Below are 25,752 nucleotides of genomic sequence, written 5' to 3' on the forward strand. Positions count from 1 at the left end.
CGCCCTACTCCACGCTGTCGATCAGCGCCAAGACCGAGGGGCCGATTGCCTCGACGACCTCGGCCACGCCCTCGGCATTGGGGTGGATACCGTCACGCTGCATATAGCGGGCCACCTCCGACTGGACGCCCGCCGCGTCGAGCAACCCCGCAAAGAAATTCGGATAGAGCGGCACGTCGAATTCTTCGGCCAGATCCACATACATGATGTCGAAGGCCTGTTTGAAATCCGGGCCATAGTTGCCCGTCGCCTCAAGACCGACGAGAAGCACCTCGACATCGGCCTCCTGAGCCGCCTCGAGAATGCCGCGCAGGTTGGCGCGGCTGTTGGCGGGGTCGATCGCCCGCAGCAGATCGTTGCCGCCCAAGGTCACGATCATCGCATCCACATCCGGTGTCAGCGTCCACGCTGCGCGGGACAGCCCACCTGCCGTGGTATCGCCTGATACGCCGGCATTGATCAGATCGACATCCGCGCCATTGGCCTCTAACCAAGCCTCAAGCTGCGGCACGAACCCTTCGTCAACCGGCAGGCCATAACCTGCGGTCAGCGAATCTCCGAGCGCCGCGATGGTCACGGCTTCGGCATCTGCCGGGGCTGCGGCTAAAACGAAGGCGGCCGCGAGGTTGCTCATCGCCACAAAGGCCCCATATCCAAAGGACCGCCGCAAAGTGAAAGCCCGCCCCATGTCTGATCCCGTCCTGTCACTCACCGATGCCGCCCTCTCTCTGATGGGCAATGCCGGGCGGGTCGAAATCCTCCACGGCATCAGCCTCGATGTGGCCGAAGGGGAAACCTTGGGGCTTGTGGGGCCAAGTGGTTCAGGCAAATCGTCGCTCCTTATGCTCATGGGCGGGCTGGAACAGGCCAGCTCCGGTCGGGTGGTCGCACTTGGTCAGGATCTGACCGCAATGTCCGAAGACGGCCTCGCCCGCTTTCGCAGAGACAATATGGGGGTGGTGTTCCAATCCTTCCACCTCATTCCCACAATGACCGCGCTGGAAAACGTCGCCACCCCGCTGGAATTGGCCGGGCACAAGGACGCTTTCGCCCGGGCGGCGGCGGAATTGGAGGCGGTCGGGCTCGGCCACCGCGCCGACCACTACCCCGCGCAAATGTCCGGCGGCGAGCAGCAGCGGGTGGCGCTGGCCCGCGCCTCCGCCCCCCGTCCGCGCATCCTTCTGGCCGACGAGCCGACCGGAAACCTCGACGAGACCACCGGCCAAGCGATCATCGACCTGCTCTTCGACCTGCGCGACAGGCATGGGGCCACGCTGATCATGGTCACCCACTCGAACGAACTGGCACGGCGCTGTGACCGGATGATCCGCCTCCGCGACGGTCGGATCGACACCACCGCCTCAGCTCAGGCCGCCGCAGAATGAGCACCGCCCTGTCGTGGCGTCTGGCCAAACGCGAGCTTCGCGGCGGCCTGCGCGGCTTCCGCATCTTCCTCGCCTGTCTCGCCCTCGGGGTGGCCGCCATCACGGCGGTGGGCACCGTCCGTTCCGCGATCCAGGCCGGGCTGGAGCGGGAAGGCGCGGCCCTGCTCGGCGGTGACGCCGAAGTCGAATTCACCTACCGCTTCGCCCGCGAAGACGAGCTGGCCTACCTGAACGACATCGCCGAACAGGTCTCCGAAACCGTCGATTTCCGCTCCATGGCCGTGGTCGACGGGCCGGACGGACCGGAACGGGGGCTCACCCAGATCCGCGCCGTCGACACCGCCTATCCGCTGATCGGCGCCGTCACGCTCGACCCGCCGATCCCGCTGGATCAGGCGCTGGCCGGCACCGGCGCGGTGATGGAGCGGGTCTTGGCCGACCGCCTCGGCCTCGCCCCCGGCGACACGTTCAAGCTCGGCACCGAGAGCTTCACGCTGTCCGCGATCCTGCTGAAATACCCCGACAACGGCTCCGCCGGATTCGGGCTCGGGCCACGCACCCTCGTGCTCACCGACAGCCTCGCCAATTCCGGGCTGCTGGCCGAAGGCACCCTGTTCTCCACAATGTATCGGCTCGATCTGCCCGAGGATGCCGACCTGCAAGCCCTTGAGGACGCAACGGAAACCCTTTTCCGCGATTCCGGCCTGCGCTGGCGGGACGCGCGGCGCGGCGCGGGCGGGGCGGCGCGGTTTGTCGACCGGCTCGGCTCCTTCCTGATCCTGATCGGGCTGTCCGGCCTCGCGGTCGGCGGCGTCGGCGTGTCTGCGGCGGTGCGCTCCTACCTCTCGGGCAAGACCGAGGTCATCGCGACCCTGAAAACCCTCGGCGCCACCCGGCGGACGATCTTCCTGACGTATTTCTTCCAGATCGGTGTGCTGACCCTCGCGGGCATCGCCATCGGGCTGGTGCTCGGCGTCACGCTTCCGCTGATCTTCTCGCCACTGATCGCCGAGGCGCTCCCGATCCCGGCAGAGTTCACCCTCTACCCCGTCCCACTGCTCGAAGCGGCGTTCTACGGGCTGATGTCGGCGCTGATCTTCACGCTCTGGCCGCTCGCGCGGACAGAAGACATCAAGGCCGCCACCCTGTTCCGCGACGCCTCCGGCGCAGGCGCGGCGCTGCCCCGCTGGCCGTGGCTGCTGACCATCGCAGGGCTGATCGTCGGCCTCGTGGGGGTCGCGGTCTGGTTCTCCGGCACCGCCTTCCTCACGCTCTGGACGGCGGGCGGCATCGCCGTGGCGCTGCTGATCCTGACGCTGGCCGCCGCCGCGGCGCGTCTGATCGCCCGACGTTCCACCCGCGCCGCACGGGGGCGGCCGGCGCTACGGCTGGCGCTCGGCTCGATCGGCGCGCGGGGCGGCGACACCACCTCGGTCGTGCTCTCGCTGGGGCTGGGGCTCGCCGTGCTTGCGGCGGTCGGACAGATCGACGGCAACCTGCGCCAGACCATCCAGAACGAGCTGCCCGACATCGCGCCGTCGTATTTCTTCGTCGACATCCAGCCCGACCAGATCGACGGGTTCCGCGAACGGCTCGACGGCGATCCGCAGGTCAGCAAGGTCGAGGCCGCGCCCATGCTGCGCGGCGTCATCACAGAGATCAACGGCAGGCCCGCCCGCGACGTCACCGATCACTGGGTCATTCAGGGCGACCGGGGGGTAACCTACTCCGGCCCCCTGCCCGAGGATACGACTATCACCGCAGGCGAGTGGTGGGCACCCGACTATGACGGGCCGCCGCTCGTCAGCTTCTCTGCCGAAGAGGCCAGCGAAATGGGTCTGGTGCTCGGCGATACCATCACCACCAACATCCTCGGGCGCGACATCACCGCCACGATCTCCAGCTTTCGGGAAGTGAATTTCGAAACGGCCGGGATCGGCTTCGTCATGTCGATGAACCCCGCCGCTCTGGCGGGTGCGCCGCACAGCTGGATCAGCACCGTCTACGCCGAACCCGAGGCCGAGGCGCAGATCCTGCGCGACCTCGCCGGGGCCTATCCCAACATCACCGCGATACGGATCCGCGACGCCATTGACCAGGTGGCAGGGGTGATCGAAGGCATCGCGGCCGCCACCCGATACGGCGCGGCGGCCACTCTGCTCACCGGGTTTCTGGTGCTGATCGGCGCGGCAGCGGCAGGAGAACGGTCCCGCACCTTCGAATCCGCCGTGCTGAAAACGCTCGGTGCCACGCGCGGCCGGATCCTCGGCAGCTTCGCCCTCCGCGCCGCCCTGCTCGGGGCGTCAGCGGGGGCCGTGGCCCTTGCGGCGGGCATCCTCGGTGGCTGGGCGGTCAGCACCTTCATCATGGAGACGGACTACAGCGTCATCTGGTCCTCCGCCCTTGGGATCATCGCAGGCGGCGCACTGGCGAGCCTGCTGGCGGGGCTGGCCTTCGCGCTGCGGCCCCTCGCGGCAAAGCCCGCACGGGTGCTCAGGGCGCGCGAATGACCCACCCGCTGTTCTTCGGCTACGGCAGCCTCGTCAACACCGCCACCCACGACTATCCCAACCCGCGACGCGCCACGCTCACCGGCTACCGCAGGGTCTGGCGGCACACCTCGTTGCGGCCGGTGGCGTTCCTCTCGGTCGAGCCCGCCGCCGACAGCCGGATCGAGGGGCTGGTGGCCGAGGTGCCGCACGGCGACTGGGCAGCGCTCGACCTGCGCGAATCCGCCTACACCCGGCGCGACGTCACCGCACTCACCACCCACGACGGGCCGGCCAACCCGGTCGCGGTCTACGCGGTGTCCCAAGGGCATCTCAGCGATCCCGCCGCGGCGCACCCGATCCTGCTCAGCTATATCGACGTGGTGGTGCAAGGCTACCTGCGGCATTTCGGCCCCGCAGGCGCACAGGCCTTCTTCGACAGCACCAGCGGCTGGTCCGCCCCGATCCACGACGACCGGGCGAACCCGCTCTACCCGCGTGCGCAATCGCTGACGGCAGACGAAACCGCCTTCACAGACGCCGCCCTCGCCAGGGTCCGAGGCTGAGGCTTCTTTGGGTCGAAAATATCCCACGGGGGTGCGGGGGTGTGAAACCCCCGCCGCACCGTCAGTCGCAGGCGCTGCGCGACGAGGTCAGGCCAGCGACGGCTTCACCTGCATCAGCGGCATCACTTCGGCCATCTCGGGGCCACGTTCACGGCCGGTGACCGCCTTGCGCAGCGGCATGAACAGGGCCTTGCCCTTGCGCCCCGTGGCCTCCTTGACGGCCCCGGTCCAGGTGCTCCAGGTGTCGGCGGCATAGGGCGGCTCGGGGAGCATGGCAAAAGCCTCCGCCACGAATTCCGCATCCTCCGGATCGGCCACACCAGCACCACCCTTGGAGAACAGCGTCCACCAATCGGGCAAATCGGCAAGCACCGCGATGTTGCCACGCACGCAGAGCCAGAACGGCTCGGCCAGATCGGCCGGCACCCCAGCGGCGGCCACCTCGTCGGCAACGGCCTCCAGCGGCAGGCCCGACAGGTAGCGGGCGGTCAGCGGGGCCAGATCCTCGGCATCGAACTTGGTCGGGGCCGAACCGAACTTCGACAGATCGAAGCCCTCGACGACCTCGGCCACGGTGGAGCGCAGCTCCACGGGATCGGCGGACCCGAGCCGGGCCATCAGGCTGAGAACCGCCATCGGGGCCACGCCCTTGGCGCGCAGATCCTTCAGCGCGAGCGTGCCCAGACGCTTGGACAGAGCCTCGCCCTGCGGGCCGGTCAGCAGCGAGTGGTGGGCGAATTTCGGCACCGAGCCGCCAAGGGCCTGCATGATCTGGATCTGGGTCGCGGTATTGGTCACGTGGTCGGAACCGCGGACGATATCGGTGATGCCCATCTCCGTATCGTCGACGACCGAGGCCAAGGTATACAGGATCTGGCCGCTCTCCTTGAACAGGACCGGGTCGCTGACGCTGGCGGCGTCGATCGAGATCGGACCGAGGATGCCGTCCTCCCACTCGATGCGGGTCTGGTCGAGCTTGAAACGCCAGTGCGAGCCGCGCTCGGCGCGCAGACGGTCCTTCTCGTCTTCGGACAGGGCCAAAGCGGCGCGATCATAGACCGGGGGCTTGCCCATGTTGAGCTGCTTCTTGCGCTTGAGGTCCAGCTCGACCGGGGTCTCGAAGCATTCGTAGAGACGACCCATCTCGATCAGCTTGGCCTTGGCCTCGGCATAGCGGTCCAGCCGGGCGGACTGATGCTCGATCCGGTCCCACTCGAGGCCCAGCCACGTCAGCGCATCCTTGATGCCCTGCTCGTATTCGGGCTTCGACCGCTCGGGGTCGGTATCGTCGATGCGCAGGATGAACGTGCCGCCGGCCTGCCGGGCGATGGCATAGTTGAACAATGCGGCGCGGAGGTTGCCGATATGCAGCCAGCCGGTGGGGGACGGGGCGAAACGGGTTGTGGTCATCATGGGTCTCCTGTTGGGCACAGGCTCTTTCATACGAGGCGAGTTTTGTCCATATCCGGGGGATGGACATCACAGCCCCCTCCGCCGACCAGATCGAACAGATCGCCCGACACACCGTCGCCAACCTGCCCGAGCCGTTCCGCGAGGCGGCGGCACAGGTGGCGATCATCGTCACGGACTTTGCCGATGACGCGGTGCTCGACGATATGGACTGCGGGCCGTTCGAGATCACCGGTCTCTACGACGGGATCCCGTTGACGCAGAAATCCGTGTTCGATCAGCCGTCCGGGCCGGATACGGTCTGGCTCTACCGGCGGCCGATCCTCGACGAATGGGCGGATCGGGGGAATGTGACGCTGACCGAGATGGTGGCGCATGTCACGATCCACGAATTCGCGCATCACTTCGGCTGGTCCGACGACGACATCGCCGCCATCGACCGCTGGTGGGAATAGCGGCGCGCGGCGCAAGGGCGCGGCGGGCGCACTCCAGCAAGGCCGGACGCAACCGGCACGATTTGGGATTTGCCCCGCCCGCCATGCCCGCCTAAGCTGCGGCGATCACTCAGCCCAAAGGCCCGCAAATGCGCGATATCCTGACCGTTACCCTGAACCCCGCGCTCGATCTGGCATCCGAGGCGCCGCGGGTGATCCCGAACGAGAAACTGCGCTGCGATCCGGCGCATACCGATCCGGGCGGCGGCGGGATCAATGTCAGCCGGGCGATCCAGCTTCTGGGCGGCAGCTCGCGCTGCTTCGTGGCTCTGGGGGGCAGCACCGGGCAGAGGATCGCCGATCTGCTGGGCGAGGCCGGGCTCGATCTGATCCAGCACAAGGTGCCGGGCGAGACGCGCACGTCGCTGGCCGTCGGCGACAAGACGACGGGCGATCAATATCGGTTCATGCTGCCGGGGCCGCCGTGGTTCCCGGCGGATGTGGCGGCGGTCGAGGCCGGGGTGCTGGCCGCGGCCGAACCGGGCGGGCTGGCGGTGCTCTCTGGCAGCCTGCCGCTGGGCGCACCGCCCGCGCTGATGGCCGATCTGGCCGCACGGCTCACCGGGCTCGGGGCCGAGGTTATCGTCGACACCTCCGGCCCGGCGCTGCACCAGCTCACGCGGGCCTCCGAATTCGCGCCCAAGGTGCTGCGGATGAACCATTTCGAGGCGCAGGATTGCGCGGGCCACCCGCTGAACAGCCTGCAGGAAAGCGCGGATTTCGCCGCGGCTCTCGCCAAAAGCGGGGCGGCACAGATCGTGATCGTCGCCCGCGGGCCCGAAGGCTCGGTTCTGGCCACCCCGACCGAGCGTTGGCACAGCCGGGCCGCCAATGTGCCGGTCCGGTCCAAGGTCGGGGCGGGCGACAGCTTTGTCGGCGGGTTCACCTACGCGCTGGCGCAGGGACTGTCGCTGCCCGAATGCTTGACGCGCGGGGTCGCCGCAGGCTCCGCCGCCGTGATGACCGAAGGCACCCTGCTCTGCCGCCCCGAAGATGCAGAGCGACTGATCGCGCACTGCCCCAGCACCCGGCTTTAGCCCGGCGCGCCCGCCCAAGATACAGGCGTCGCGCGACAGGATCAGGCGCTATGGACGAGAGGCTCCGACGGGGCCTCCTTGGGCTGCGGCAAGCGCCACACCATCAGCGCCACGACGATGAAGCTGGTGATGTTGAACAGCACCGCCCAGCGCAGCGCCTCGGAATAGACCAGGGCCGGATCGGCCGCACCGGGCAGGTTGACACGCAGGTAGGAGAAGAAGATCTCGCCCACCACGGCCAGCCCCAAGGCGCCGCCCACCTGCTGAAACGACTGCAAGCTGCCCGACGCGCTGCCACTGTCGTCCCCGGTCACGCTCGACAGCACGGTCGTGAACAGCGGCGAAATGCCGGTGCCGAGGCCAAGGCCCGCAATGAAGAGCGGCAGCACGAAGGCCGAGCGTTGCAAGGTCTCACCGGCCTCCGGCACCGCCCAGCGCAGGATAGTCATGCCGACCGCCATCGACAGGGCCCCCGTCGCGATGCGGCGGCGCGGCCAGCGCAGGCCCAGACGGCCCGACACCCCCGATGCGATGATCACACCCACCGAGAACGGCAATGTCGTCAGCCCCGATTCCAGCGGGGTCAGCCCATTGCCCACCTGCAAGAGCACCGCCATGACGAGGAAGAATCCGGGCATCCCGGCAAAGATCAGCACGACGATCCCCGATCCGACGACGAATTGCGGGTTCGACAGCAGGCTCGCCGGAACAAGCTGCGGCGCGCCCTTCGCCGCCTGCCTGCGCTCCCACGCCAAAAAGCCGTAGAACACCGGAAATGCGAGGGCGATCAGGGCAAAGCACCACCACGGCCAGCCGATCTGGCGGCCCTCGATCAGCGGGAACAGGATCAACAGCAGCGCCAACCCGGCGAGCATCACCCCGCCATAATCCAGCCGCAGCCCGGCATCGCCCGGCACCTTGGGCACAAAGCGCATCGCTCCGGCCACCGCCAGAACACCGACCGGAATGTTCACCAGAAAGATCGGCCGCCAATCCAGCCCCCAAAGGTCCGCCCCGATCAGCAGCCCGCCCAGAAGCGGGCCGGTCACGCTGGCCAACCCGGCGCTGATGCCGAACAAGGCATAGGCCAGACCGCGCTCGGATGGCGGAAACAGGACCGGAACGAGGGCCAGCGTCTGCGGCGTCATCATGGCGCCGCCAATCGCCTGCACGACGCGGGCCCCGACCAGGCCATAGATCGAAGGGGCCATGCCGCACAGGGCCGACCCGATGGTGAACACGATCACCCCGATCACGAACATGCGGCGGCGGCCGATCACGTCTCCCAACCGGCCCATCGGCAAAAGCAACAGGGCATAGACGAGGATATAGACCGCTACGACCCACTCGATCTGACTGTCGGTCGCGCCAAAGGCGTCGGCAAGGCTGGGAATGGCGACGTTGACGATGGTCACGTCGATCAGGTTCATAAACGCCGAAATGAGCAAGGCAAACATCGCGACCCAACGGCCCTTCAACGGCGCGGGTTCGGTAACAACAGACATGGCGGAGTGCTTTCTAAACCGTTTCGTTTAGATATCTACCAACTTCGCCGCGCAGGTCACCCCCTAAATCGGTCAACTCGGCTCGATCGGCCAATTTCGTCCCAAACGGTCGAGCCCGGCGCGGATGATCTCCTCCAGAACGGCCGGATCCACGTCGTCCAGCTTGTTGATATACAGGCAGGATTTCCCGATCTTATGCTTGCCCAGACGGTCCAGCATATCGCCCATATCGTCATATCCGGGCATGATATAGAGCGACAGAGACGCCTTGCGGGGGCTGAAACCGGTGGCCGGGGCCGTGCCGGAATGACCGCTGTCATAGGTATAGGCATATTGGCCATAGCCGATGATGGTCGGGCCCCACATGCGCGGCGCCCAGCCGGTGATCCGGCGAAACATCTCGTCCAGCACCAGCGCGTCGTCATGCCTGCGCTTCGGCTCGACGGCCGCGATGAACGCGGCCACGTCGGCGGACGTGGGCTTGGTCTTGGCCTCGGTCATCTGGACACCTCTCAAGTCGCTCACCGGTCAGACTACCAGATCCGCACCGCGAAAACAGCCCCACGGGAGGGCGGGCGGGGCGCATTTGGCGGGCGGAACGCCCGTCCAAACAGCGGCGCACGACCGAGGTGTCAGCTTCCGCTCTGATCGCGAAACCGGTTCACGATGGGATAGCGACGGTCGAGCCAGAACGCATGGCGGGTCAGGCGCGTGCCGGGCGCAGATTGAAACCGCTTGTATTCGCTGATGTAGATCAGATGCTCCACGCGCTTCACGGTCTCGCGGTCATAGCCGGCGGCGACGCAATCGGCGACAGAGGCGTCATTGTCCACCAACATCTCCAGAATGCCGTCGAGAATGTCGTAGGGGGGCAGCGAGTCGTCGTCGCGCTGGTCGGGGCGCAACTCGGCCGAGGGCGGCTTCTCGATGATCGAGACAGGGATCACCTCGCCCGCCGGGGCCAGCATCCATTCGCGGTGGTTGGCATTGCGCCAGCGGCAGGTCTCGAACACGCGGGTCTTGTACATGTCCTTGATCGGGTTATAGCCGCCCGCCATATCGCCATAGATCGTGGCATATCCCACGGCGACCTCGGATTTGTTGCCGGTGGTCAGGAGCATCTCGCCAAACTTGTTGGACTGGGCCATCAGCAACAGACCGCGCAAGCGGGACTGGATATTCTCCTCGGTCAGGTCCGGCTCATAGCCTTCGAACAAGGGGGCGAGCGCCTCGGTCACGGCGGCACGCGGGCCGGCAATGGACACGGTGTCATACTTGCAGCCCAGCGCCTCGGCCACCGCGGCGGCATCGTCCAGCGAGGCCTGCGAAGTGTATTCCGACGGCAGCATCACGCAGCGCACGTTCTCGGGGCCGAGGGCATCGGCGGCAATGGTCGCCACGATGGCGCTGTCGATCCCGCCGGACAGACCCAGAAGCACCTTCTTGAACCCGGTCTTGCGCATGTAGTCGCGCAGGGTCAGCACCATGGCGCGGTAATCCTGCTCATAGGCACCGGGAAAGACGGCCTTTTCGCCCTCGACGGCGACCCAGACCCCGTCTTCCCGAACGAAATCCACATGGGCCACGGCCTCGTCGAACAGCGGCATCTGCATGGCCAGCTTGCCGCCGCGATTGAGCACGAAGGAGCCGCCGTCAAAGGCCTGATCGTCCTGTCCGCCCACCATGTTGAGATAGACCAGCGGGACGTCGTTCTCGATCACGCGGGCCACCATGTTGCCCATGCGAACGTCGAACTTGTCGCGGCGATAGGGCGAGCCGTTGGGCACCACGAGGATCTCGGCGCCGCTCTCCACCATCGCCTCGGCCACATCCTCATACCAGGCATCCTCGCAGATCGGACTGCCGATGCGAAGCGGGCCGGCGTCGTAGGGGCCCTGGATCGGGCCACGATTGAACTGCCTGACCTCGTCAAACACGGTATAGTTGGGCAGGAAATGCTTGAGCTGCCGGGCCACGACCTTGCCGCCCTTGAGGATGTGAAACGCGTTGTAGAGACGGCCGTCCTCGGCATAGGGGCCACCGATCCCGATCATCGGACCGTCGGCGCAATCGCGGGCCAGGGTCTCGATCTCGGCCATCGCGGCGAAATGAAACGCAGGCTTGCGGACCAGATCCTGCGTCGAATAGCCGGTGATGAACATCTCGGGCAGGGCCAGCATATCGGCCCCGGCGGCCTTGGCCTGCTCCCAGGCGGCGCGGGCCTTGGCGGCATTCCCGGCAAGATCGCCGACGGTAGGATCGAGCTGCGCCATGGTCAGGCGGAAACGGTCAGTCATGGCAAAGCCTTCTCAAACGGGCACAGGGGCGCTGTGCTTCTCATCTAGCAGATCCGACGGCGAGGGAAAGCACGGGAGGGCGGTCGCTTCGGAATGGGCCGAGGCGCGGCAGGGCAAATCCGGACTCATCGGCCCGGCTCGGGGTCGGCTGCGCGCCCGGCTGCGGCCGCACCCTCGGCCGGCCCGCCCCGCCGCAACGGACGGGTGTCCCCCTCGACGGAGAACACCGACAGCCCCGCCCGGCGCGACACCTCTTCCAGAGCGGCCGTGCCCAAGAGCGAGTTGCCGTATCTGTCGAGCCCCGGCGACCAGACCGCAATCGACGCCCGCTTCGGGATCACCGCCAAAATCCCGCCCGACACGCCGCTCTTGGCCGGAAAGCCGACCCGATAGGCGAATTCGCCCGAGCCGTTGTAATGGCCACAGGTCATCATCAGGGCGTTGATGCTGCGGACATGGGCCGGCAGGATCAGCGTGCCCGCCGGATGCAGACCGGCCAGAAAGCGGCCGGTTCTGGCCAGCTGGGCGCAATTCATCGAAATGGCGCAATGGTGGAAATAGGTGCCGAGGGTCAGCTCGCACTCATGGCGCAGATTGTCGCAGGATTTGAGGAAATGGGCGAGAGACCAGTTGCGGTGGCCGGTGCGCTTTTCACTCTCGGCGATCGAAGGGTTGATGTAGATGTCGTCGTCACTGGCGGCGAGCCGAATGAACTGAAGGATCTCGCCCAGCGTCTCCTTAGGCGTCGCCCCGACCAACAGCGCATCCGTGGTGGCGATCGCGCCCGAATTGACAAAGGGATTGGCCGGAATGCCGTTGCGCGATTCAAGCTCCTGAACGGAGTTGAACACGCTGGTCGACGGCTCCCGCCCGACGCGGGTCCAGTAGGTGTCGCCATAGCGGCCAAGGGCGATCGCAAGCGTAAAGACCTTCGAGATGCTCTGGATCGAGAAATCGGCCTGCACATCGCCGACGCTGATCTGACGTCCGTCCGGCAGGCAGATCGAGATCGCGAATTGCGCGGGGTCGATGGCGGCCAGCTCGGGGATGTAGTCGGCCACGGCGCCCTTGTCGGCGGCCTGCGACATGCGGTCCACGATCTCGGTGAGCAATGTCTCCAGCGCCGCGCTATCCTCGATCATCGGGGGATCACTCCATCACTTGCACCCAAGGGGACCGGTCGCCGGGTCGGACCTGTGTCTCCGCCTCGCGCGCCGGGTCGGCACCCGTCCTGACGGTATGACCGGCCCGCGCAACGAGCAGGGCCGAAACTGCGGCAAATGCGGGGCGCGTGCAATGGGCCACGGCAAGGCAGACCGGATCGGGGGGCGGGCGGGCGGAGCGGCGGATCGCGGGCCGGGTTCGTGCCCTGATGGCAGCAAGGGCGCAGATTGGCGACCGCGCCGGCCGCAGCAGTTGTCAGCGACACAGTCCTTGGCTAGGTTCGGGCGCAACACCAACAGGAGCAGCGCCAGAATGTCCGCACGGCCCCCCTTCCCGATCAAAGCCGCGATGCTCGGCCTCGCCTTGGCAACCGCAGCAGCGCCCATGGCAATGGCTCAAACGGTCGAGACCAAGCAATACGAGGACGGAGGCGTCTACGAAGGCAGCTTTCTGAACGGGCGGCAGCATGGGCAAGGCACCTACCGGCTGCCCAATGGCTATGAATATTCCGGCGAATGGTTCGAAGGCGAAATCCGCGGACAGGGGACGGCACGCTATCCGGACGGATCGGTCTATACCGGGGCCTTTGCCTTGGGCAAACCCGAAGGCTTCGGGCAGATCACCTTCGCGGATGGCGGCACCTACGAGGGCGACTGGACCGACGGCAAGATCACCGGCAACGGGGTGGCGAACTACGCCAACGGAGTGCGCTACGAAGGACAGTTCCGCAACGCCATGCACCACGGCACCGGGACGATGACGGCGCCGGACGGCTATACCTATACCGGGCCTTGGGTGAACGGGGTCAAGGAAGGCGAGGGCAAGATCACCTTTGCCGACGGTTCGGTCTACGAAGGAACGCTGGTCAACGGGCAGCGGTCCGGGACCGGCACACTGACGATGCCCGACGGGCTGACCTACACCGGGTCCTGGGCCAACGACCAGATCCAGGGGCGCGGGCGGCTGGTCCAGCCGGGCGGCGACGTCTACGAAGGCGATCTGGTCGCCGGGCGGCGGCAAGGGACCGGCACGGTCACCTATGCCAACGGCGATGTCTACGCCGGCGGCTTTCAGGACGATCAGCGGCACGGGCAAGGCACCTTCACCGGAGCCGACGGCTACCGCTATGTCGGGGCATGGGTCGCCGGACAGATCGAGGGTCAGGGGCAAGTCACCTATCCGGACGGATCGGTCTACGTCGGGACGTTTCGCGGTGATCTGGCGGACGGAACCGGCAAGATCACCTACCCCGACGGCTCCACCTACGAAGGAGAATGGTCGGCCGGCGTGATCGAAGGCACCGGGGTCGCCACCTATGCCAACGGGCTGGTCTACGAGGGGCAGTTCCTCAACGGCAAGAACCACGGCACCGGCACGATGACCTACGGCGACGGTTATACCTATACCGGGCAATGGGCCGACGGCCAGCGCAACGGCATGGGCGTGGCCACCTACGCCGACGGCACGGTCTACGAAGGTGAATTCGCCAACGGGCAGCGGCATGGCCGGGGCAAGATCACGATGGCCGACGGCTTCGTCTACGAAGGACAGTGGCAAGAGGGCGAGATCAACGGTCTCGGCGTGGCCACCTATGCCAACGGCGACACCTACGAAGGACAGTTCGTCAACGGCCGGCGGCAGGGCGACGGCACCATGCGCTATGCCTCCGGCGAAACCGCCACCGGCGAATGGCGGGACGGCGCGCTGGCACCGGAGCCCGCCGCAGAGACCTCCACGACGGACGACACCGGAGAAGACGCTGGCAGCGACCAAAACTGAGGCGCGGCGCTACGCGCCTCTTCCACGATTTGAGGGCAAGCCCCTGCCCGCGGCGACGGCGGTGCGGGCATCGGCTGCGTTTCGTGCCGGGTGCTGGCTAAAGCGCCAGCGGCAAAGCGGCATAGCCCCCGAAACCTGTCGCAGCTTAGAGAATTGTTAACCACCACCCGGGCATTACCAAAGGGACGATTGCGGCGGCGTGCCGTCCGCATCGGTACATCACCCTTTGTATCCCCCTGTTGATCGCGAACCCCGGCTCAACAGGCGCCTCGCCCGGAAAGTGTCTCTTATGTTTCTTCGTGGATCCCTTTTGTCCCTCGCCGTCTCCTGTGGCTCCGTGGTGAGCGCCGATGCGCAGGAGGCGGCCAAGTTCCTGCTCTATGCCGGCGCGGGCCAAGCCATCGACAGCGAAAACCTGACCGACGACAATATCCCCTACGCCATCGGAGGGCTCGTGATGTCTCCGGCCAGTGGGCTGGTGTTGGGTGCCGACATCGCAGGCGAAGGCGAGATGTTCGATTCCACGGGCGGCGGAAATCGGATTCGGCAGGCGCTGTCCTACAATCTCCTGATCGGAGGCAACGTCTACGACGACCAGAGCATCCGCGCCGATGCCATGCTGCTGCTGGGGGCGCGGGAATCCGTGTCGGATTGTCCGGATTCCTATCTCGGGTTTCAATGCTATGCGGATACCGATCCGGATACCCAATACGATTTCAACTATGGCGCAATGTTCGCCGTCACCTTCGGTGAAGCCGCCTCGCTCGGGGTGCGGATGACGGGCGAAAGCGCGCAACTCACCCTCGGCTTCATGTTCTAGACCGGACCGCGGTGGGGCCGGGCCGGCAGTCGCAATCCGCCGCTCTCGGCGGCGCGGCTGTCGCGCCCACCCGCAGCCGCGCGATTCGCTCGATCCGGCCCGGGGTCCTGCACAGGCTCCGCAGGTGGCAGATCACCCGCCGACCCCGCTATTCGGTTCGCCCCGAAAAATGACCAGTTCTTGACGGTGCGCCACGCTGGCACGGCCTCGTCCAACGCAGGCGTCCGACCGGCGCAGAGGCCACGCCCGCGCCGAACACGGCGCCACCGCACCTTGGGCCGGTCGGATGCAGGCCATTGAAATCTCTCGACAGCTCGCGAAAACAGGTCGATTTCCGCTCAGCCACGGCAGGCGGGTCAGAGTGACGCTACGCCATCGGCAGGCCAGCGCCCAAAGCCGGCGACGGCATCGGCAACGGCCCGCGCAGTGCGTTTGCGCTCCCCTGCCCCCGCCATAGAAGCGACAAGATCCAACCGCAAAATGGGCACGCTTATTCGCGATAGACGATGCTCACAGGTTGAATCTGTTCCAACCGAAACGCGACGAGGCAAAAAATGGCTAGATCTATGCATTTCCGCGGTATCACCCCGAAATTGGCTGACGGGGTGGATGTTATTGAAGACAGCCACGTTCAAAATGTAGAGGCCAGCGACGCAGATGCGCCCACGTCGCCCCTGAGTTTGCTTATGGAAAGCGCTTTCAGCGCCGACACCTTCAACTTCGATCCTGACGCCACCGGGCCACGCGGTTCCGGCAGCTATGCCATTGGGGATGGCAGCGGCTGGACCAGCGGAAGCTGGACCGCAGGCGATGGCTGGACGCGCGGCGACGGCTGGACTGGCGGCGGCGGCGGCGGTGGCTGGACCGGCGGTGGCGGCGGTGGCTGGACCCCTGGCTCCGGCGGCGGCGGCTGGACACCCGGCGAAGGCTGGACCGGTGGTGGCGGCGGCGGCTGGACCCCCGGCGAGGTCGAGGATGCGCTCGACGCGCTCGAACCGCTGATCGTGACGATCATGGTCGACGGCGTCGAACGGTCCTTCGGGATCATCATGCCGGCCGACTACGATCCGGACATGGTCTACTCGGCGATCATGACGTTCCACGGCGGCGGCACCGTCGGTACCGACCCCAATGCCATGGCGGCGCTGACCGGCTTCTCGAGCTACGAGAACCCGGCGCAGTTCATCGAGGTCTATCCGATCGCGGCCGGCGACACCTGGGGCTGGGATCCCGACGATTCCCCCTATGACGACATCGCCTTCATCGAGGCGCTGGCCGAAGAGCTGGTCGCCAACTACTCGGTCGATCCGGACAACCTCTATGCCGCAGGCGTCTCCGGCGGCGGCATGATGGTGCAGAGCCTCGCGCTCGAAGTGCCGGAGCTGTTCGCCGGCTACGCGGTCGTCGCCGCGAACATGATGGAAGTGCTCGAAGCAGAGGCGGTCGTCTCCGCAACCGACGAGCCGATCATCATCTTCCACGGCACCGATGATCCGGGTCAGCCCTATGACGGGATTTCCGGCTGGCAGGGCAAGACGATCATGTATGGCTCCGAGGAATCCGCCGATTACTGGGCCGATCGCAACGATACCGAGATGGGCGAATACGTCGCCCTGCCCGACACGGTCGATGACGGGATGAGCGTCTCGGTCAGCATGTCGCTCGACGGCACCGTGGCGCACTACGTCGTCGAAGGCGGTGGGCACACCTGGCCCGGCTCGCTCCCGGATTCGGCACAAGACATCAGCGCATCAGAACTGATCGTCGACTTCTTCAGCGACTTCGGCTTCTGAGGCAGCCAGCCCCGCAAACGCGAGGGCTGCGCGCACAGGCAAACAGCACGACAACGCCCGTCCCCGACGCCCGGGGGCGGGCGTCTTCGTGATTTCCGGCGTCATTTCTGATGTGGCGCGCAGGGCCGCGCTAGACCGGCTCGCCCGCATCCATCCGGGCCAGCCACGCATCGGCCTCGACAATGATCGTCTCGCGCTTGTCGGACGTCATCCGGTCCCATGTCGCATACATCTGGGCCATTCTGGGATTGCCCTTGAACCGGTCGCGGTGGCGATCGAGGAAATGCCAATAGAGCAGGTTGAACGGGCAAGCGCCCTCGCCGGTCTTCACCTTCACCTTGTAGGCGCAGCCAGAGCAGTGATCCGACATCTTGTCGATGTAGTTGCCGCTCGACACATAGGGCTTGCTCGCGATGATGCCGCCGTCGGCAAACTGGCTCATCCCGATCACGTTCGGGGCCTCGACCCATTCGTAGGCATCCGCATAGACGGCCAGATACCATTCATGCACCTGCGCTGGGTCCACCCCGGCGAGCAGGGCGAAATTGCCGGTGACCATGAGGCGCTGAATATGGTGGGCATAGGCCTCGTCGCGGGTCTGGGCGACGGCGGCCTCGACACAGGCCATCCCGGTTTCACCGCCCCAGAACATCGCGGGCAGGTCGCGCGACTGCTCCAGCGCGTTGCGCTCCACATATCTGGGGCCCTCGCGGAAATATATGCCGCGCACATATTCGCGCCAGCCGATGATCTGACGGACAAAGCCTTCGACGGCGTTCAGCGGAGCCCGGCCCGTCTGCCATTCCGCCTCGGCGCGACGGCACACCTCCAAGGGATCAAGCAGGCCCGCATTCAGATATAGGCCGATCACCGCGTGATAGAGGAACGGCTCCCCCTCCATCATCGCGTCCTGATAATCGCCGAATTTGGGCAGGCCATGCGCCAGCCAATGGGCGAACTGGGCCTCGGCCTGCTCGTGATCGGTGGCGAACCAAAACGGGCGCAGCGTGCCGAAGTTCTCGGCAAACCGGCCCTCGACCAGCGCCAGAACCTCCTCGACGGCCTCATCCGGCTCAAACCGCAGAGGCCCCTCGAACCCGATCCCCTCGGGCGGCGGCTTGCGGTTGTCGTGGTCATAGTTCCACTTGCCGCCCGCGGGCTCGTCGTCCTCCATCAACAGGCCGGTCTTGCGGCGCATCTCGCGGTAGAAATACTCCATTCTCAATTGCTTGCGGCCCTCGGCCCAGCGATCGAACTCGGCATGCGTGGCGACGAACCGGCTATCGGCGAACTGATGCACCGGAAGCGGCAGGTCCTCCAGCTCCGCGATCAGGCGAAACTCCCCCGGCTCGGTGGCAATCGCCTCGCTCGCATCGAACTCGGCGGCACGGCGGATCAACTCGCCGCCAATCGAACCGGCGTTCTCTTCGTCGTCGAGCCGGGTATAGGCCACCTGCCAGCCGAGACCTTGCAAACGGGCGGCAAACTTGCGCATCGCGGCGAAGCAAAAGGCGATCTTCTTGGGGTGATGCGGCACGCAGCTGGCCTCGTCCATCACCTCGGCCATGACGACCACGTCGGTTTCAGGGTCCGCCTCGCGCAAGGCCGACAGGCCAAGCGACAGCTGGTCGCCCAGCACGAGGACCAGCCTCACCACGGCACGATCTCGCCTGCCCAATCGTAAAACCGGCCGGTCTGCTCCGGCCCCAACCCCTCCAGCACCGCCAACAGGTTGCGCGCCGCTTCCGGGGCCGTCACCTTGCGATGGCCGGGATAGCCTTCGGTAAACGGCGTCTCCACCGTGCCGGGATGCAAGGCCACGCAAACCGCCTGCTTGTGTGTGCGCTTCATCTCGATCGCCGCGCCGTGGACGATCTGGTTGAGGGCGGCTTTCGAGGCGCGATAGGAATGCCAGCCGCCAATCGCATTGTCCCCGATCGACCCGACCCGCGCCGAGAGCACCGCCACCGTCGCCGGCGCATTCTTCGGCAACAGCGGCAGCACATGCTTTAGCACCAGCACCGGGCCAATGGCATTGACGGCAAACACCCCCGCCATGGCCTCCGCCGTCACCGCGGCCACCGCCTTCTCCGGCGCACCACCGGGCAAGGCCAGAACGCCAACCGCCACGAACACAAGATCGAACGGCCCTTCCAACGCGCCCAACACGCGCTGCACCGACGCCTCGTCGGTCACATCCAGCCCGTCGACGGACCGGGACACCCCCGTCACCCGCAGCCCGCGCGCGGACAATTCTGCAGCCACCGCCGCACCAATCCCACCTGACGCGCCTATCACCAATGCATGTTCCATACCCGGCAGCTAGCGGCACGCCCCCCCGGGTCAAGCACGACAAGGAGCCGCCCCTGCGCTTCTTTGGGTAAAAAATATCCCCGCCGGAGGCTTTGAGACTTTTCAACAAGCGAATCAGCCGTATAGTGCGGGCCATGACGACGCGCACACATATCCACGGCCCCGCTGGCTCCCGCCAGTCGCTCGCGCTCGCCTTGCTTCTTCTTAGCCGCCTCTGAGCGTGCCATCCGGCGCGACCGCTCAGAGGGGTATAGCGCCATAGGAAAAGCAAAGACATTCAAGGACTTCTGACATGACCGACAAAGTGTTGATCTTCGACACCACCCTGCGCGATGGCGAACAATCGCCGGGTGCGACGATGACCCATAGCGAGAAACTGGAAATCGCGGAGATGCTCGACGACATGGGCGTCGACATCATCGAGGCGGGCTTTCCCATCGCCTCCGAAGGCGACTTCCGGGCGGTGAGCGAAATCGCGCGGCTGGCCAAGACCAGCACCATCTGCGGGCTGGCACGGGCCAACTTCAAGGACATCGACCGCTGCTGGGAGGCGGTCAAGCACGCCCGCAGCCCCCGTATTCACACCTTCATCGGCACCTCGCCGCTGCACCGGGCGATCCCGAACCTGACGATGGACGAGATGGCCGAACGGATCCACGATTGCGTTACCCATGCGCGCAACCTCACCGACAACGTCCAGTGGTCCTCGATGGACGCCACGCGGACCGAGTGGGATTTCCTCTGCCGGACGGTCGAGATCGCGATCAAGGCCGGGGCGAGCACCATCAACATCCCCGACACGGTCGGCTACACCGAGCCTGCGGAATCCGCGCAACTGATCCGGCGGCTGATCGAAACCGTGCCGGGGGCGGACGAGGTGATCTTTGCCACGCACTGCCACAACGATCTGGGCATGGCCACGGCCAACTCTCTGGCGGCCGTCGCCGGCGGGGCGCGGCAGATCGAATGCACGATCAACGGTCTGGGCGAACGGGCGGGCAACACCGCGCTGGAAGAGGTCGTCATGGCGATCAAGGTACGGCACGACGTGATGCCCTATGCCACCGGCATCGACACCACCAAGATCATGGCGATCTCGCGGCGGGTGGCGACGGTCTCGGGCTTCCCGGTGCAGTTCAACAAGGCGATCGTCGGCAAGAACGCCTTCGCCCACGAGAGCGGGATCCATCAGGACGGGATGCTCAAGAACCGCGAAACCTTCGAGGTGATGAAACCCGAAGACGTCGGTCTGTCGGGCACCACCCTGCCCCTGGGCAAGCACTCCGGCCGGGCGGCGCTCAGGGCCAAGCTCAAGGAGCTGGGCTTCGACATGGCCGACAACCAGCTGAACGACATCTTCGTGCGGTTCAAGGATCTGGCCGACCGCAAGAAGGAAGTCTTCGACGACGACCTGATTGCGCTGATCCGGCAGAACGACGGCGCCGAGGACCACATCAAGCTCAAGTCGCTGCGGGTTGTCTGCGGCACAGGCGGGCCGGCCGAGGCCGAGATGGTGCTGACCATCGACGATATCGACCACAGCACCACGGCCGTCGGGGACGGACCGGTCGATGCGGCCTTCAACGCGGTCAAGGCGCTGTTCGAACACAAGGCGCGGCTGCAGCTCTATCAGGTGCACGCCGTGACCGAGGGCACCGACGCGCAGGCCACCGTGTCCGTCCGGCTCGAAGAGGACGGTCGGATCGCCACCGGGCAATCGGCGGATACCGATACGGTGGTGGCGTCGGTCCGGGGCTACGTCAACGCGCTCAACCGGCTGATCGTGCGGCGCGAAAAGACCGCGCCGGGCGTCGACACCAAGGAAGTGAACTACAAAGACGCGTGACCTTGCGTCAAACGTGGCGGGCCCCGGCCCGTCACAACCCCTTGGGGGTGGCGGGGATTCGCGGCACAAATGCCGAAAACCATACCGACGCGATACCGACGTCAGACCGACGCTTTGTCCAATAACGATTTAGGTTAATTTCGCAAATGTTGAAAAAGGACAAGACGGGCCGGGTTAAGCGCGAATAAACCGGCCGAACGGGCCCATTCAGATCGCAAAAAGACAAGGATTCTGGAACCGGCAGAATCACGCCTTTGGTCGGAGACAGGCCCCTTTCACCCAAGCACCATCAGTCCTATAAGAGCGCTTGGCCTGCGGAGTCGTCCGACGGGCCCAATGCTGCTTATGAACGAAAGAAACTACACATGTTCGGTTTTGGGGGCCTCTTCTCGTCAGACATGGCGATCGATTTGGGCACGGCAAACACATTGGTCTATGTCAAAGGGCGGGGCATCGTCCTGTCAGAGCCGTCCGTGGTCGCCTACCACGTCAAGGACGGCGTCAAGAAGGTGCTCGCGGTCGGTGAAGACGCCAAGCTGATGCTCGGCCGCACGCCCGGCAGCATCGAGGCGATCCGGCCCATGCGCGAAGGCGTCATCGCAGATTTCGACGTGGCCGAAGAGATGATCAAGTATTTCATCCGCAAGGTTCACAAGCGCACAACGTTCTCGAAACCCAAGATCATCGTCTGTGTGCCGCACGGCGCGACACCCGTCGAAAAACGCGCGATCCGGCAGTCGGTTCTCTCTGCCGGCGCCCGTCGCGCCGGCCTGATCGCAGAGCCCATTGCCGCGGCGATCGGTGCGGGCATGCCGATTACCGATCCCACGGGCAACATGGTCGTCGACATCGGCGGCGGCACCACCGAGGTGGCCGTCCTGTCGCTTGGCGATATCGTCTATGCACGCTCGGTTCGCGTCGGTGGCGACCGGATGGACGAGGCGATCATCTCCTATCTGCGTCGGCAGCATAACCTGCTGGTCGGCGAAGCCACCGCCGAGCGGATCAAGACCTCCATCGGCACCGCGCGGATGCCCGACGATGGCCGTGGCCAGTCGTTGCACATCCGGGGCCGCGACTTGCTCAACGGCGTGCCGAAAGAGACCGAGATTTCGCAGGCCCAGGTGGCCGAGGCGCTGGCCGAACCGGTTCAGCAAATCTGCGAGGCCGTCATGACGGCGCTCGAAGCCACCCCGCCGGATCTGGCCGCTGACATCGTCGACCGGGGCGTCATGCTCACCGGTGGCGGCGCTTTGCTGGGCGAGCTCGACCTCGCGCTGCGCGAACAGACCGGTCTTGCGATTTCGGTCGCGGACGAATCGCTGAACTGTGTGGCGTTGGGCACCGGCAAGGCGCTGGAGTATGAAAAGCAGCTGCGCCACGTTATTGATTACGAAAGCTGAAACGCCCCGCGCGGGCGCTTTACTCTGATCGGGGCAGCCTTTGGCCAAGGACGGCAAGCAGAACGAAGACTATGTAGGTCCGATCCGGCGTTTGCTGGTCGGGCTTATGGTCTTGTGTTTGCTAGGTATTTTCCTCATCTGGCGGATCGACAGCCCGCGCGTCGAACGATTTCGCGCGATGGTGGTCGATGCGGTGGTGCCAAACATGGATTGGGCCATGGCCCCGGTCACCGGCTTTGCCAATCTGGTATCGGATTTCCAAAGCTATTCAAGGATTTACGAGCAGAATCAGGATCTCCGCCGAGAGCTTCAGCAGATGCGCGCATGGCGCGAGGCGGCGTTGCAGCTGGAACAGGAAAACGCCAAGCTGCTCGACCTCAACAACGTCCGCATCGACCCCAATCTGACCTATATCACCGGCGTCGTGATGGCCGACGCCGGCTCTCCGTTTCGCCAGTCGGTTCTGCTAAACGTCGGATCTCGCGACGGAATTTTGGATGGCTGGGCCGCGATGGACGGTATCGGACTGGTCGGTCGCATCTCGGGCGTGGGCGAGAATACGTCGCGGACAATTCTGCTCACCGACACCTCCAGCCGCATTCCGGTGATCATCCAGCCCTCCGGACAACGGGCGATTCTCAGCGGCGACAACACGGTCTACCCCCTGATCGAATTCCTTGAAAATCAAGACGTTGTGCGCCCCGGCGATCGCGTCGTCAGCTCTGGTGACGGTGGCTTGTTCCCGCCCGACATCCTTGTCGGACAGGTGGCGCTCGGCACCGACAGACGCCTGCGCGTGCGCCTCGCCGCTGACTATGAACGCCTTGAGTTCCTTCGTGTCCTGCGCTCCCGCCCTGCCCCGCTGATCAGCGATCCGGGCGGTTTGATCGCGCCGGACGACTTGCTTCCTCCGGCACCACAGGATCAGGCCGCTGCCGGTGAGGTGACAGGTGGCTGAGATCAACCGCAGACGCACCTACATTGGACAAGCCATTCTGGCAGCCATATGCATGTTGCTGATTTTCCTGCACCTTTTGCCGCTCAACACGGTACCGACCCGCTGGGCGGCACCGGATCTGATCTTGGCGGTGACGTTGACTTGGGTGACGAGAAGGCCGGAATATGCGCCGGTCACGTTGATCGCATCGATCTTCTTGCTGAGCGATTTCCTGTTCGGGCGGCCGCCGGGCTTGATGACGGCACTTGTCGTGATCCTCTCCGAGATGTTCCGCGCCCGATCCAAATCCATCCGCAGCGTGCCGTTTCCGCTGGAGTGGATTTCCGTGACGATCGGCATCTTCGCCATCGCCCTGATCAATCGGATGATTCTGGCCATGGTGCTCGTGCCCGTCCCGGCCCTGTCACTGACGCTCGCTCAAGCGCTTTTGACCAGCCTCGCCTATCCAATCGTCGTTCTGGTGGCATATGTGGTGTTTGGGGTCAGCCGCCCCGCGCCCGGCGAGGTCGACGCTTTGGGCCACAGGCTATAGGATAGGATGCATGAGACGCCCGCCCAAAGACACGCTTGAAAGCAACCGCATCGTGACGCGGCGCGCGCTCGTCATGGGCGCCGCTCAGCTCGGGCTTATGGGCGCGCTCGGCCTGCGCATGCAATCGATGCAGATCGAGCATGCTGACGAATTTCGGCTCCTTGCGGAAGAAAACCGCATCAATGTCAGGCTCTTGCCGCCCGACCGGGGCTTGATATTCGACATCAACGGCGTGCCGCTTGCCGTCAACGAGCAGAATTACCGTATCGTCATGGTCCGCGAGGATGCGGGCGATATCGAAGAAGTCCTCGGCCGATTGACCAAGCTCGTCGACCTGCCCGATGAGGTGGTTGCCCGCGCCATAGAAGAGATCAACCGGCGCTCGCCATTCGTGCCGGTCACCATCGTGGACAGGGTGAGCTGGGAGGACATCGCCAAGGTCACCGTCAACGCCCCTGCCCTGCCCGGCATCATCGCTGACGTGGGCTTGTCGCGTCATTACCCGCAGGGGGCCGATACCGCCCATGTCGTCGGCTATGTCGGGCCCGTTAGTGATTACGATCTCAGTCGGATCGACGATCAGGATCCCTTGCTTCAAATTCCCAAGTTTCAGATCGGCAAGACCGGGGTGGAGAACAAGCTGGAGCAAACTCTTCGCGGCTCTGCGGGCACGCGTCGGATCGAGGTGAACGCCCTCGGACGCGTGATGCGCGAGCTTGACCGCATCGAAGGCCAGAGCGGCGCGGATGTGCAGCTGACACTTGATATGAAGCTGCAGAGCTATGTCGAGGCCCGCCTCGAGGGAGAAAGCGCCGCCGCGGTGGTGATGGACCTCGAGAACGGTGATCTCCGGGCGATTGGATCGGCGCCGACCTTCGATCCCAACCTGTTTGTCCGTGGCATATCGGTTGCCGATTGGCGGGGCCTCAACGAAGATATCTACCGACCGCTCTCAGCCAAGTCGGTGCAGGGCACCTACCCGCCGGGATCGACCTTCAAGATGATCACCGCACTCGCAGCCTTGGAGGCCGGTGTGCTGACGCCGGAAGAAACGATCTATTGTCGGGGCTTTACCGAGGTTTCCGGTACCCGGTTCCATTGCTGGCGGTCGTCGGGCCACGGGAACGTCAATCTGCACGAAAGCCTGAAGCAGAGCTGCGATTGCTACTACTATGAGTTGGGGCTTCGCACTGGCATCGAGAACATCGCGGCGATGGCCCGCAAGATGGGGTTGGGTCTGCGCCACGACATCCCTATGTCGGCGGTGGCGAGCGGATTGGCGCCGGACAGGGTATGGAAGCGCGAAGTCCGCGGCGAGGAATGGCGGATCGGCGACACCGTCAACGCGTCGATCGGTCAGGGATATGTCTTGGCATCGCCGCTGCAATTGGCGGTCATGACCGCTCGGCTCGCAACCGGCCGCTCCATCACACCGCGTCTCGTCCACAGCATCAATGGAATAGAGCAACCCTCTGGTGCCGGCGAGAGCATGGACGTCAACGAGAACTTCCTGCGCCGCATCCGCCAGTCGATGTTTGACGTGAACAACCATTCGCGCGGCACGGCCTATGGCAGTCGGATCGTGGTGGACGAGGCCCGCATGGCCGGCAAGACCGGGACCAGCCAGGTCCGCCGTATCACGCCCGAAGAACGCGCGCGCGGCGTGACCTCGAACAGCGATCTGCCTTGGGAACGTCGGGATCACGCGCTGTGGGTGAATTTTGCGCCCTTTGACAACCCACGCTACGCGGTCGCCGTCATTGTGGAGCATGGCGGCGGTGGCTCGACGGCGGCAGCGCCGATCGGGCGCGATATCACGCTTCAGGCGCTCTATGACGGCGAGCCGCCACTGAGCGCCTATCCGTCGAATGTGCGCGGCCGCATAGCCGAGCAGCAGGAGCGGATCCGTAACCGTGTCGTGGCCGGCCAAACCACCAACACCCGTGCCTGATCGGGGGCCC

At 65.4% G+C, this 25,752-nt stretch carries 21 protein-coding genes; 13 read left to right on the plus strand and 8 right to left on the minus strand.

From position 1 onward, the window contains the following. Positions 1 to 4: 4 nt before the first annotated feature. Positions 5 to 688, minus strand: coding sequence for an arylesterase (locus tag LOM8899_RS14620; RefSeq protein WP_093992953.1), 684 nt, complete (start codon positions 686 to 688; stop codon positions 5 to 7). Here LOM8899_RS14620 and LOM8899_RS14625 point away from each other — a divergent pair. The 3 genes from LOM8899_RS14625 to LOM8899_RS14635 are packed head-to-tail and all read left to right on the plus strand — an operon-like array spanning position 687 to position 4,440. After that, a complete protein-coding gene (locus LOM8899_RS14625) occupies positions 687 to 1,385 on the plus strand; it encodes an ABC transporter ATP-binding protein (RefSeq protein ID WP_093992954.1) in 699 nt (232 codons plus the stop codon). The two genes, LOM8899_RS14620 and LOM8899_RS14625, sit on opposite strands and share 2 nt — an antisense overlap. Then, a complete protein-coding gene (locus tag LOM8899_RS14630; protein ID WP_093992955.1) occupies positions 1,382 to 3,895 on the plus strand; it encodes an ABC transporter permease in 2,514 nt (837 codons plus the stop codon). The genes LOM8899_RS14625 and LOM8899_RS14630 overlap by 4 nt, the downstream gene beginning before the upstream one ends. Then, positions 3,892 to 4,440, plus strand: coding sequence for a gamma-glutamylcyclotransferase family protein (locus LOM8899_RS14635; protein WP_093992956.1), 549 nt, complete (start codon positions 3,892 to 3,894; stop codon positions 4,438 to 4,440). Before LOM8899_RS14630 ends, LOM8899_RS14635 begins: the two co-directional genes overlap by 4 nt. Positions 4,441 to 4,527: 87 nt before the next feature. Here LOM8899_RS14635 and gltX read toward each other — a convergent pair whose 3' ends face one another. Beyond that, on the minus strand, positions 4,528 to 5,850 hold the full coding sequence (gene gltX, locus LOM8899_RS14640) for a glutamate--tRNA ligase (protein ID WP_093993026.1): 1,323 nt from the start codon (positions 5,848 to 5,850) through the stop codon (positions 4,528 to 4,530). A gap of 62 nt (positions 5,851 to 5,912) precedes the next feature. On the opposite strand from gltX, the gene LOM8899_RS14645 reads away from it, so the two are divergent. Together LOM8899_RS14645 and LOM8899_RS14650 are read left to right on the plus strand one after the other, a co-directional pair. Continuing rightward, entirely contained in the window at positions 5,913 to 6,305 is a 393-nt protein-coding gene (locus tag LOM8899_RS14645) for a metallopeptidase family protein (RefSeq protein WP_093992957.1), read from the plus strand. 128 nt (positions 6,306 to 6,433) lie between these two features. Then, entirely contained in the window at positions 6,434 to 7,381 is a 948-nt protein-coding gene (locus tag LOM8899_RS14650) for a 1-phosphofructokinase family hexose kinase (protein ID WP_093992958.1), read from the plus strand. Between the two features lie 41 nt (positions 7,382 to 7,422). Here the strand turns inward: LOM8899_RS14650 and LOM8899_RS14655 are convergent, their stop codons facing one another. The 4 genes from LOM8899_RS14655 to LOM8899_RS14670 form a co-directional block, all read right to left on the minus strand. Beyond that, a complete protein-coding gene (locus LOM8899_RS14655; protein WP_093992959.1) occupies positions 7,423 to 8,886 on the minus strand; it encodes an MFS transporter in 1,464 nt (487 codons plus the stop codon). A gap of 72 nt (positions 8,887 to 8,958) precedes the next feature. Next, positions 8,959 to 9,387: a DUF1801 domain-containing protein gene (locus LOM8899_RS14660; protein WP_093992960.1), complete on the minus strand. Its 429-nt coding sequence runs from the start codon at positions 9,385 to 9,387 to the stop codon at positions 8,959 to 8,961. A 131-nt stretch (positions 9,388 to 9,518) separates the two neighbouring features. Then, entirely contained in the window at positions 9,519 to 11,183 is a 1,665-nt protein-coding gene (locus LOM8899_RS14665) for an NAD+ synthase (protein WP_093992961.1), read from the minus strand. Positions 11,184 to 11,308: 125 nt separating this feature from the next. Then, positions 11,309 to 12,325 carry a glutaminase gene (locus LOM8899_RS14670; protein ID WP_093992962.1) on the minus strand — a complete coding sequence of 339 codons (1,017 nt, stop codon included), beginning with the start codon at positions 12,323 to 12,325 and terminating at the stop codon, positions 11,309 to 11,311. A 370-nt stretch (positions 12,326 to 12,695) separates the two neighbouring features. Here LOM8899_RS14670 and LOM8899_RS14675 point away from each other — a divergent pair, with 370 nt between their 5' ends. The 3 genes from LOM8899_RS14675 (at position 12,696) to LOM8899_RS23585 (ending at position 16,739) form a co-directional block, all read left to right on the plus strand. After that, positions 12,696 to 14,126 carry an MORN repeat-containing protein gene (locus tag LOM8899_RS14675; protein WP_093993027.1) on the plus strand — a complete coding sequence of 477 codons (1,431 nt, stop codon included), beginning with the start codon at positions 12,696 to 12,698 and terminating at the stop codon, positions 14,124 to 14,126. 289 nt (positions 14,127 to 14,415) lie between these two features. Then, positions 14,416 to 14,946, plus strand: coding sequence for a hypothetical protein (locus tag LOM8899_RS14680; protein WP_133065042.1), 531 nt, complete (start codon positions 14,416 to 14,418; stop codon positions 14,944 to 14,946). Positions 14,947 to 15,500: 554 nt separating this feature from the next. Beyond that, on the plus strand, positions 15,501 to 16,739 hold the full coding sequence (locus LOM8899_RS23585; RefSeq protein WP_211096205.1) for a CE1 family esterase: 1,239 nt from the start codon (positions 15,501 to 15,503) through the stop codon (positions 16,737 to 16,739). Between the two features lie 130 nt (positions 16,740 to 16,869). Here LOM8899_RS23585 and LOM8899_RS14695 read toward each other — a convergent pair whose 3' ends face one another. Both LOM8899_RS14695 and LOM8899_RS14700 read right to left on the minus strand, forming a co-directional pair. Next, a complete protein-coding gene (locus tag LOM8899_RS14695) occupies positions 16,870 to 18,396 on the minus strand; it encodes a cryptochrome/photolyase family protein (RefSeq protein WP_093992966.1) in 1,527 nt (508 codons plus the stop codon). Then, entirely contained in the window at positions 18,390 to 19,052 is a 663-nt protein-coding gene (locus LOM8899_RS14700) for an SDR family NAD(P)-dependent oxidoreductase (RefSeq protein ID WP_093992967.1), read from the minus strand. Before LOM8899_RS14700 ends, LOM8899_RS14695 begins: the two co-directional genes overlap by 7 nt. Positions 19,053 to 19,344: 292 nt before the next feature. Here LOM8899_RS14700 and LOM8899_RS14705 point away from each other — a divergent pair, with 292 nt between their 5' ends. The 5 genes from LOM8899_RS14705 (at position 19,345) to mrdA (ending at position 25,742) form a co-directional block, all read left to right on the plus strand. Next, positions 19,345 to 20,898, plus strand: a complete 1,554-nt coding sequence (locus LOM8899_RS14705) for a 2-isopropylmalate synthase (protein ID WP_093992968.1) — start codon at positions 19,345 to 19,347, stop codon at positions 20,896 to 20,898. 365 nt (positions 20,899 to 21,263) lie between these two features. Next, on the plus strand, positions 21,264 to 22,301 hold the full coding sequence (locus LOM8899_RS14710) for a rod shape-determining protein (protein ID WP_093992969.1): 1,038 nt from the start codon (positions 21,264 to 21,266) through the stop codon (positions 22,299 to 22,301). A 40-nt stretch (positions 22,302 to 22,341) separates the two neighbouring features. Continuing rightward, positions 22,342 to 23,259, plus strand: coding sequence for a rod shape-determining protein MreC (mreC, locus tag LOM8899_RS14715; protein ID WP_093992970.1), 918 nt, complete (start codon positions 22,342 to 22,344; stop codon positions 23,257 to 23,259). Further along, positions 23,252 to 23,791, plus strand: a complete 540-nt coding sequence (locus tag LOM8899_RS14720) for a rod shape-determining protein MreD (RefSeq protein WP_093992971.1) — start codon at positions 23,252 to 23,254, stop codon at positions 23,789 to 23,791. Before mreC ends, LOM8899_RS14720 begins: the two co-directional genes overlap by 8 nt. A gap of 10 nt (positions 23,792 to 23,801) precedes the next feature. Further along, positions 23,802 to 25,742, plus strand: coding sequence for a penicillin-binding protein 2 (gene mrdA, locus LOM8899_RS14725; protein WP_093992972.1), 1,941 nt, complete (start codon positions 23,802 to 23,804; stop codon positions 25,740 to 25,742). Positions 25,743 to 25,752 lie beyond the last annotated feature (10 nt).

The sequence above is a fragment of the Flavimaricola marinus genome (assembly GCF_900184895.1).
Classification (GTDB): Bacteria; Pseudomonadota; Alphaproteobacteria; order Rhodobacterales; family Rhodobacteraceae; genus Flavimaricola; species Flavimaricola marinus.

Coding starts and splice junctions, on each gene's coding strand:
- LOM8899_RS14645 (WP_093992957.1), top strand. CDS start 5,913: ATGGACATCACAGCCCCCTCCGCCGACCAGATCGAACAGATCGCCCGA.
- LOM8899_RS14700 (WP_093992967.1), bottom strand. CDS start 19,052: ATGGAACATGCATTGGTGATAGGCGCGTCAGGTGGGATTGGTGCGGCG.
- LOM8899_RS14670 (WP_093992962.1), bottom strand. CDS start 12,325: ATGATCGAGGATAGCGCGGCGCTGGAGACATTGCTCACCGAGATCGTG.
- LOM8899_RS14665 (WP_093992961.1), bottom strand. CDS start 11,183: ATGACTGACCGTTTCCGCCTGACCATGGCGCAGCTCGATCCTACCGTC.
- LOM8899_RS14655 (WP_093992959.1), bottom strand. CDS start 8,886: ATGTCTGTTGTTACCGAACCCGCGCCGTTGAAGGGCCGTTGGGTCGCG.
- LOM8899_RS14680 (WP_133065042.1), top strand. CDS start 14,416: ATGTTTCTTCGTGGATCCCTTTTGTCCCTCGCCGTCTCCTGTGGCTCC.
- LOM8899_RS14710 (WP_093992969.1), top strand. CDS start 21,264: ATGTTCGGTTTTGGGGGCCTCTTCTCGTCAGACATGGCGATCGATTTG.
- LOM8899_RS14630 (WP_093992955.1), top strand. CDS start 1,382: ATGAGCACCGCCCTGTCGTGGCGTCTGGCCAAACGCGAGCTTCGCGGC.
- LOM8899_RS14650 (WP_093992958.1), top strand. CDS start 6,434: ATGCGCGATATCCTGACCGTTACCCTGAACCCCGCGCTCGATCTGGCA.
- LOM8899_RS14660 (WP_093992960.1), bottom strand. CDS start 9,387: ATGACCGAGGCCAAGACCAAGCCCACGTCCGCCGACGTGGCCGCGTTC.
- mrdA (WP_093992972.1), top strand. CDS start 23,802: ATGAGACGCCCGCCCAAAGACACGCTTGAAAGCAACCGCATCGTGACG.
- LOM8899_RS14705 (WP_093992968.1), top strand. CDS start 19,345: ATGACCGACAAAGTGTTGATCTTCGACACCACCCTGCGCGATGGCGAA.
- gltX (WP_093993026.1), bottom strand. CDS start 5,850: ATGACCACAACCCGTTTCGCCCCGTCCCCCACCGGCTGGCTGCATATC.
- LOM8899_RS14625 (WP_093992954.1), top strand. CDS start 687: ATGTCTGATCCCGTCCTGTCACTCACCGATGCCGCCCTCTCTCTGATG.
- LOM8899_RS14635 (WP_093992956.1), top strand. CDS start 3,892: ATGACCCACCCGCTGTTCTTCGGCTACGGCAGCCTCGTCAACACCGCC.
- LOM8899_RS14620 (WP_093992953.1), bottom strand. CDS start 688: ATGGGGCGGGCTTTCACTTTGCGGCGGTCCTTTGGATATGGGGCCTTT.
- LOM8899_RS14675 (WP_093993027.1), top strand. CDS start 12,696: ATGCTCGGCCTCGCCTTGGCAACCGCAGCAGCGCCCATGGCAATGGCT.
- LOM8899_RS23585 (WP_211096205.1), top strand. CDS start 15,501: ATGGCTAGATCTATGCATTTCCGCGGTATCACCCCGAAATTGGCTGAC.